Below are 6,209 nucleotides of genomic sequence, written 5' to 3'. Positions count from 1 at the left end.
CCCAGCCGTGGCACCGCGCCATGCCGCGCCCGGCAGCCGCGTAACGCCCAATTCCCCAACCATCGGGGATGGTTGGGGGTGCGTCAATCGCGCGCGGGGGGGGGGGGCGTTCTCTTTTTTTTTTGTGGGGTTGGGGGTGGCTGGCTGGCGGGGGGCGGATGGGCGGGGGCCCAGGGTGGGGGGCCGAAGTGGCCCGGCCCGCGGGCGTCCTCGCTCCCAGCCGTGGCACCGCGCCATGCCGCGCCCGGCAGCCGCGTAACGCCCAATTCCCCAACCATCGGGGATGGTTGGGGGTGCGTCAATCGCGCGCGGGGAAGGGCCTCGTTCTCTTGTGACCGGGTGGTTTCGCCGGCCCCGGCGGGCACGCGCGTACCTCAGCTCGCGGGGGAGTCGCTGACCTTGCCGACCGGGCCGATGGACAGCTTCGGGCCGCTGTCCGAGGAGTCCTCGCCGCTCACCGGGAGGGAGCCGGCGGGCCAGGCGATCGTGACGGTCTTCGTCTCGTTCGGCGGGGTCACCAGGATGTTGGTGATACGGACACCGGAGCCGCCGGTGGTGTTGACCGGGAAGGTGATGTTGAAGGCGGCGGACTCGCCGTCCTTGAGGACGTCGGGGTGGGGCTGGTCGCCGTCGCGGTCGACGGACAGGGTGTCGCCGGTGGCCGTTTTGAGGTCGACGCCCGCGTAGCCGCTGATGGCGCAGTCGCGGCCGCCGCCGTTCTTGAACTGGACGGTGATGACGCCTTCCGTCTTGTCGGTGGTGTTGTCGGCGGCGGTCACTTCCAGTTCGTCGCTGCGGCAGTTGCCGACCTCGCTGTCGGTGTTGCCCTCCCCGGAGGAGCCGGAGCCGGACGATGAGCCGGAGTCGCCCGTTCCGCCGCTGCTGTCGGCCCCCGTGGACACCGTCGGCTTTGCACCGGACGGGGTGTCTCCCGCCTTCACGCCGCCGTCGTCGTTGTTGCAGGCGGTGAGCGAGAGCGCGCCGAGGAGCGTGAGGCCGGCGAGCAGGGTCTTGGAGGCGTGCGTGAGCTTCATGGGGTCCCCGGTGAGATGCGAAGCGCGAAGTGCGAAGTGGCGTGGGCATTGGTGTTGGCCTTGTGTGAAGCCGTGTTTCCTGGCTTGGCCAACAGCGAAGCCGTCCCCGGCGGGCGGGGGCAAGGGACGCTGGGCGATCGGGGACGCTGGAATGCTTCCAGGGGGTCCGACCTGGGGTGACGCACTTCGCGTGGGACGTGGGGGTGGGATGCGGGGGTGGGACGGGCCGGTGTGTCAGGCCCGTTCAGGCCCGTTCAGCCCCTTTCAGGCCCTGGGCTCTCCGTACCACCGCCACTTGGTCAGGCGCTCGCGGCCCGGGAGTTCACCTCGGCCCGTCGCCCACAGGAGGGTGGGCCAGGGGGCCGTGTCCGTGGGGGCGTCGGGGAAGAGGCGGCGCAGGACTCGGGTGCAGAGGTCCGCGGGCGGGGTCCAGGCGGCCCCGATGCCGAGTCCGTTCGCGATGTCGTACGTGTGGACGAGGGTCTCTACGACTCCCATCGCGGCGAAGCCCTCGGGGTCCGAGGCGCCGAAGCCGTGGTGGGCGCGGACGGTCGGCGGGGTGGTGGCGACCATGGCGGTCAGCAGTGCGCCGCACGCCTCCACGACCATGAGCAGTCCGGCCGGGCCTGCCGCGGGGTCGGCGAGGGTGACGTTCGCGGGGCCGCCCGGGGTCCGGCTGACCCAGCGGAAGGGGACCTCTCCGTCCAGCGGCGGGTGTTCGGGGCCGAGTTGGGCGGCGTACGCGAAGAGGTCGTCGGCGAGGTGCTCGCCGGTCTCCCAGCAGTCCCACTCCAGGCCGCCCGCTTTGACGCTCCAGTCGGCGTCGGCGGGAGCTGCCCGGAGGGTCGCTACGGCCTGGCGGACGGCTCGGGTGACGTCGTCGGCGGTTACGGGGCTGGGGCAGTGAGAGGGCTCAGACATGGCGGGACGGTAACAGCAGTTGGCCCGAGGGTGGTCAGCGGTTTTCGAGCGGATGTGTCCGTCGGGCGGTGTCAGTTCTGGTCGATTCCTTCTACGAAATGATCGAATTCGCCTGCCTGTACGCCGAGTACGAAAGCGTCCCACTTTTCCTGGGTGGTGGTGACGACGTTGTCCGGGGTGCTGGTCTCGCGGAGGTAGACGGCGTCGCCCTCTCCGAAGGCGATCTCGATCCAGGGGCCGGGGCCTTGCTCGTCCTCGGGGGCGGCGCGGATCCAGTCGAGGCCGGCCGGGGGCGTGGGCGTGGGGCGGGGGCTGTCGGTCATGGCTGGGGGCGGCGCCCTTTCTTCGTCTGTGGGGCGGGGCCGCGGGGGTATGTGCGTACTCGCCATCTCTGCTGTGCTGCCCTCGCGGCCGCTCGGGACGCGGAGTGCTCGGTGCTCCGTGCGCACATACCCCCACGTCCCCTCAGGCCGGTTCGGCGCCTGCGGGCTGCTTGGCGGTGCGGATCAGCGCCGCGAAGGCTCTGGGCGTGGCGCTGACTATCGCGCCGGTGGGGTCGCTGCTTTCGGTGAGTTCGACTGTGCCGGTGGCTGTCGCGGCGACGTGCACGCAGGAGCTGCCCTCGGAGCAGTACGAGGACTTCTGCCAGTGACGGTTCATAAGTGCTTCCCCTACAGATCTTTCATCACGGCGTGGATAAGGTCTCGGGTTTTTCCGGGGACGAGTGCAACTGCCTCCAGACGGTCGAAGAGGGTCCGGTACTTGTGAAGTTGCGCCTCGGCATCGAGGAACGCGAGCCCGTGAGACTGGTCGAGATAAACCGTGTCGAGCGGGGGTACCGGCCCGTGTACGTAGTAGATCGACTGTCCGGACCCGGGGTAAGCACCGGCGTCGAACGTGACCGCACGCAAGGTGACTCCGTCACGCTCGCTCATGTCGAGGAGATGTTGCAGCTGACGCCGCGCAATGGCGGAGCCGCCGACCTTCATGCGGAGCGCGGCCTCGTGAATGACTGCCTCGTAGGGGAGAGGGGCGTCGCGGTACAGCACGGACTGGCGCTTGATGCGGAACGAGAGGCGGTGCTCGATGTCGGGCGGCGAAAGCTCGATAACGGCCTGGCGGAAGATCTCGCGGGCATGGTCGTGCGTCTGGAGCAGGCCGGGGATCCGTGCGGTGACGCTGTCACGCAACGCCCGGGCGTGATGCTCCAGTTCCGCCAAATCGAGCAGTGAGCTGGGCAGCAGCTCACGGTAGTCCTCCCACCAGCCGCGCGTGCGGTCGCTCGCCATGCGGGTGAGGGCTTCGACGAGGGCCTTGTCCGGGCACTCGTAGTGACAGGCAAGCATCCGTACGCGCTCGGGGCTTACGCCCATGCGGCCGGACTCCATGTTGCTGACCTGGTTCTGCTTAACGCCGAGCAGTTGACCCGCTTCGGTCGACGTCAGGCCCGCGCGTTCACGGAGTTTGCGCAGCTCCGCGCCGAGTCGGAGTTGACGGCCCGTCGGGTTGGATCTCACCGTTCGCTCGCCTCTCACCACGACTGGTCACCCACACGAGTGGCAGATCAGCCCTTTTACGCGATGCCGATAATTTCTTATCCGGGCCTCGCTACCTTATAGCTCAGGTCATCCACCCAGAAGAACCCCGCTCGACGGAGCGGCAAGGTCACTGGGCCTACCCGGCAACTACCGTCCCGCAGGGGAGACTTCCATGAACGCCACCGTATCGCCGCCCTGGACCTACACCCTCCAGCTGCCCCACGACCCTCGCGCACCCGGAATCGCCCGCGCCACCCTCCGCGCGGTCCTGGAGGCGTACGGGCTCGGTGAACTCTCCCCCACCGCCGAACTCCTCGCAGGAGAACTGCTCAGCAACGCGCACTGCCACACCGAAGGGCCCTACGCCCTTCGCGTCCGTTCCCGCTCCCCGCAGGGGATCCGCGTGGCCGTATGGGACTCCGATCCGCGGATCCCGCCCGGGTTCGGGGGCGACGGAGGCGTCCTCGACCCCTACCCGCCGGGAACGGCGGAGAGCGGCCGGGGGCTGCACCTCGTGCGGGCCTGTGCGGACAGCTGGGGGGCCGGGGCCATAAAGGAAAGGTGCGGGGGGAAGCTGTTGTGGGCGGAGGTCTCGCCCGGGTGACCCGGCGGGGCCCCGCCCGCATAGCGCGCTGGCGCTGTCGTACCCGGCCTCTACACTGAGCGGCGGTGGACTCCCGTCGGGTGAGGGGTGGTTGACGGTGCGTAAGGCGTGGCTGGTCGCGGCCGTCGGGATCGGTGGCGCCCTCAGCTTCATCGCGCTCCTCGTCCTGGGGACGTACATGGCCGCGGGAAGCATCGCCGGCGGCGTGGGCGGCGGGTCCGTCGGGCTCGCCAAGGGAGCCGTGCCCGCGACCTATCAGCCCCTCGTCCAGAAGTGGGGCAATCTCTGCAAGGCCATCAACCCCGCCCTGCTCGCCGCCCAGCTGTACCAGGAGAGCGGGTGGAACCCGCGGGCGACGAGTCCCGCCAAGGCGCAGGGGATAGCGCAGTTCATCCCCGGGACCTGGGCGACGCACGGCCTCGACGGCGACGGTGACGGCGACCGCGACGTCTGGGACCCCAAGGACGCCATCCCCTCCGCGGCCTCGTACGACTGCAAGCTCGCGGGCTATGTGAAGGACGCCCCGGGGGACCCCACGAAGAACATGCTCGCGGCGTACAACGCGGGCGCGTACGCCGTCATCAAATACGGGGGCGTGCCGCCCTACCGCGAGACGCAGAACTACGTGAAGACCATCACCACCCTCTCGAAGAGCTTCGCCAAGCCCGTGGGGCGCGTCCAGCCGTCGCAGCAGGCGGCGGGGGCGATCGCCTTCGCGCAGAAGAAGCTCGGCACGCCCTACCTGTGGGGTGGCAACGGCACGCCCGAGCAGAACGGCCGTTTCGACTGCTCCGGTCTCACCCTCGCCGCCTACCGCACGGTCGGCGTCACGCTGCCGCGCGTCGCCAACGACCAGTACAACGCGGGACCGCACCCCAAGCGGGACGAGCTGCTCCCCGGTGACCTGGTCTTCTTCTCGGACGACCTCACCAATTCGCGCGCCATCCGGCACGTCGGGATCTACGTCGGCGGGGGTTACATGATCAATGCCCCGCGGGCCGGCGCCGTGATCCGCTTCGACCCGATCGACACGCCGGACTATTTTGGCGCGACTCGTGTGACGGATGAGGGCGCCAAGGCGGCCCCGGTCAAGCCCACAGCGGTCTGAGGGGGGCGCGGGCAGGGGCGTGCGGAGGGCGCACGCGGGGTGTGACGTGGCTTGAACTCTCTGTAAAAACACTCCCCTGAGCTGCGGTGATGTGTCTCTCTTCGATAACGTCTGAGTGATCTTTCGGTGGAGAGTGGAACGTAGGGGTGGGGACCGTGCGTTCCCTTGACTGGACCGACCGCGGGGGTTGATGGAAGGGCGCACGGAAAAGTGCGTCCATGGGCTAGGAGACAAGGGGCCGCAGCGCCATGGCTGGACTCGAGGAATCCGGGTCGAACCCCGACGTCGGCCTGCTCTACGACATCAACGGCCTGACGCGGGATACGCCGCACTGGCTCGACCGCGCCCTGGCGTTCGCCGGTGAGTACGGACTGCTGCTCGCCCTCGTCCTGCTCGTGGTGTGGTGCTGGTGGGGCCAGCGCAAGCGGGGCACCCTCGACGACGCCGCCTCGTCGGTCGCCGCCGTCGTCTGGGCACCGCTCGCCGCCGGCATCGCGGTCCTCGTGAACGTCCCCATCAGGGGGTTCGTGGAGCGGCCCCGCCCATTCCGTGACCACAGCGGCATCGACGTCCTGGTCGAGGGCAAGAGCGACTTCTCCTTCGTCAGCGACCACGCCACGCTCGCCATGGCCATCGGCGCCGGACTCTTCGTGGCCCACCGCAAGTTCGGATTCGTCGGCCTCGGGCTCGCCGCCGTCGAGGGCTTCTGCCGGGTCTTCATGGGCGTCCACTACCCGACGGACGTCATCGGCGGCTTCGCGCTCGGCACGGCCGTCGCCCTGCTCCTCTCCCCGCTCGCCATGGCGCTGCTCACCCCGCTCGCCAAGGCGATCGGGCGCTCGCGGCACGCGGGGTGGCTGGTGTGGGACCGCGAGGCCGGGCCGGTTCCCCCATCGGCGGTGAGCGAATCCCCGGCGTCGTCGTCGTCGGAGGCCGCGGCGGACCCGGACGAGCGGGACCTCGCGGCCTAGACCGAGCGCCCAGGAGGTCCGGCGGCCGCCCAG

General features: G+C 69.9%; 8 protein-coding genes. 3 read left to right on the top strand and 5 right to left on the bottom strand.

Annotated elements, in window-relative coordinates:
* Positions 1–374 precede the first annotated feature (374 nt).
* The 5 genes from IG54_RS0118420 to IG54_RS0118400 form a co-directional block, all read right to left on the bottom strand.
* Positions 375–1,034 carry a DUF4232 domain-containing protein gene (locus tag IG54_RS0118420; protein WP_030784939.1) on the bottom strand — a complete coding sequence of 220 codons (660 nt, stop codon included), beginning with the start codon at positions 1,032–1,034 and terminating at the stop codon, positions 375–377.
* Positions 1,035–1,298: 264 nt separating this feature from the next.
* Positions 1,299–1,955 (bottom strand): hypothetical protein, encoded by a 657-nt coding sequence (locus IG54_RS0118415; protein WP_030784936.1) that lies wholly within the window; start codon positions 1,953–1,955, stop codon positions 1,299–1,301.
* 71 nt (positions 1,956–2,026) lie between these two features.
* Positions 2,027–2,278 (bottom strand): DUF397 domain-containing protein, encoded by a 252-nt coding sequence (locus tag IG54_RS0118410; protein ID WP_030784933.1) that lies wholly within the window; start codon positions 2,276–2,278, stop codon positions 2,027–2,029.
* Between the two features lie 142 nt (positions 2,279–2,420).
* Positions 2,421–2,615: a DUF397 domain-containing protein gene (locus IG54_RS38030; RefSeq protein WP_037897373.1), complete on the bottom strand. Its 195-nt coding sequence runs from the start codon at positions 2,613–2,615 to the stop codon at positions 2,421–2,423.
* A gap of 11 nt (positions 2,616–2,626) precedes the next feature.
* Complete coding sequence (locus tag IG54_RS0118400; protein WP_030784930.1) at positions 2,627–3,472, bottom strand: helix-turn-helix domain-containing protein; 846 nt, start codon at positions 3,470–3,472, stop codon at positions 2,627–2,629.
* A gap of 193 nt (positions 3,473–3,665) precedes the next feature.
* Here IG54_RS0118400 and IG54_RS0118395 point away from each other — a divergent pair, with 193 nt between their 5' ends.
* The 3 genes from IG54_RS0118395 (at position 3,666) to IG54_RS0118385 (ending at position 6,176) form a co-directional block, all read left to right on the top strand.
* Positions 3,666–4,097 (top strand): ATP-binding protein, encoded by a 432-nt coding sequence (locus IG54_RS0118395; RefSeq protein WP_030784927.1) that lies wholly within the window; start codon positions 3,666–3,668, stop codon positions 4,095–4,097.
* Between the two features lie 97 nt (positions 4,098–4,194).
* Complete coding sequence (locus tag IG54_RS0118390) at positions 4,195–5,205, top strand: NlpC/P60 family protein (protein ID WP_051819620.1); 1,011 nt, start codon at positions 4,195–4,197, stop codon at positions 5,203–5,205.
* A gap of 248 nt (positions 5,206–5,453) precedes the next feature.
* The gene (locus IG54_RS0118385) at positions 5,454–6,176 is read left to right on the top strand and encodes a phosphatase PAP2 family protein (protein ID WP_030784922.1); all 723 of its coding nucleotides are present in this window, start codon (positions 5,454–5,456) and stop codon (positions 6,174–6,176) included.
* The last annotated feature ends 33 nt before the right edge of the window (positions 6,177–6,209 follow it).

The sequence above is a fragment of the Streptomyces sp. NRRL S-920 genome (assembly GCF_000717945.1).
Taxonomy (GTDB): domain Bacteria; phylum Actinomycetota; class Actinomycetes; order Streptomycetales; family Streptomycetaceae; genus Streptomyces; species Streptomyces alboniger.
Note: the sequence above shows the minus strand (reverse complement) of the source record. Positions and strands in the feature narration are given on the sequence as shown.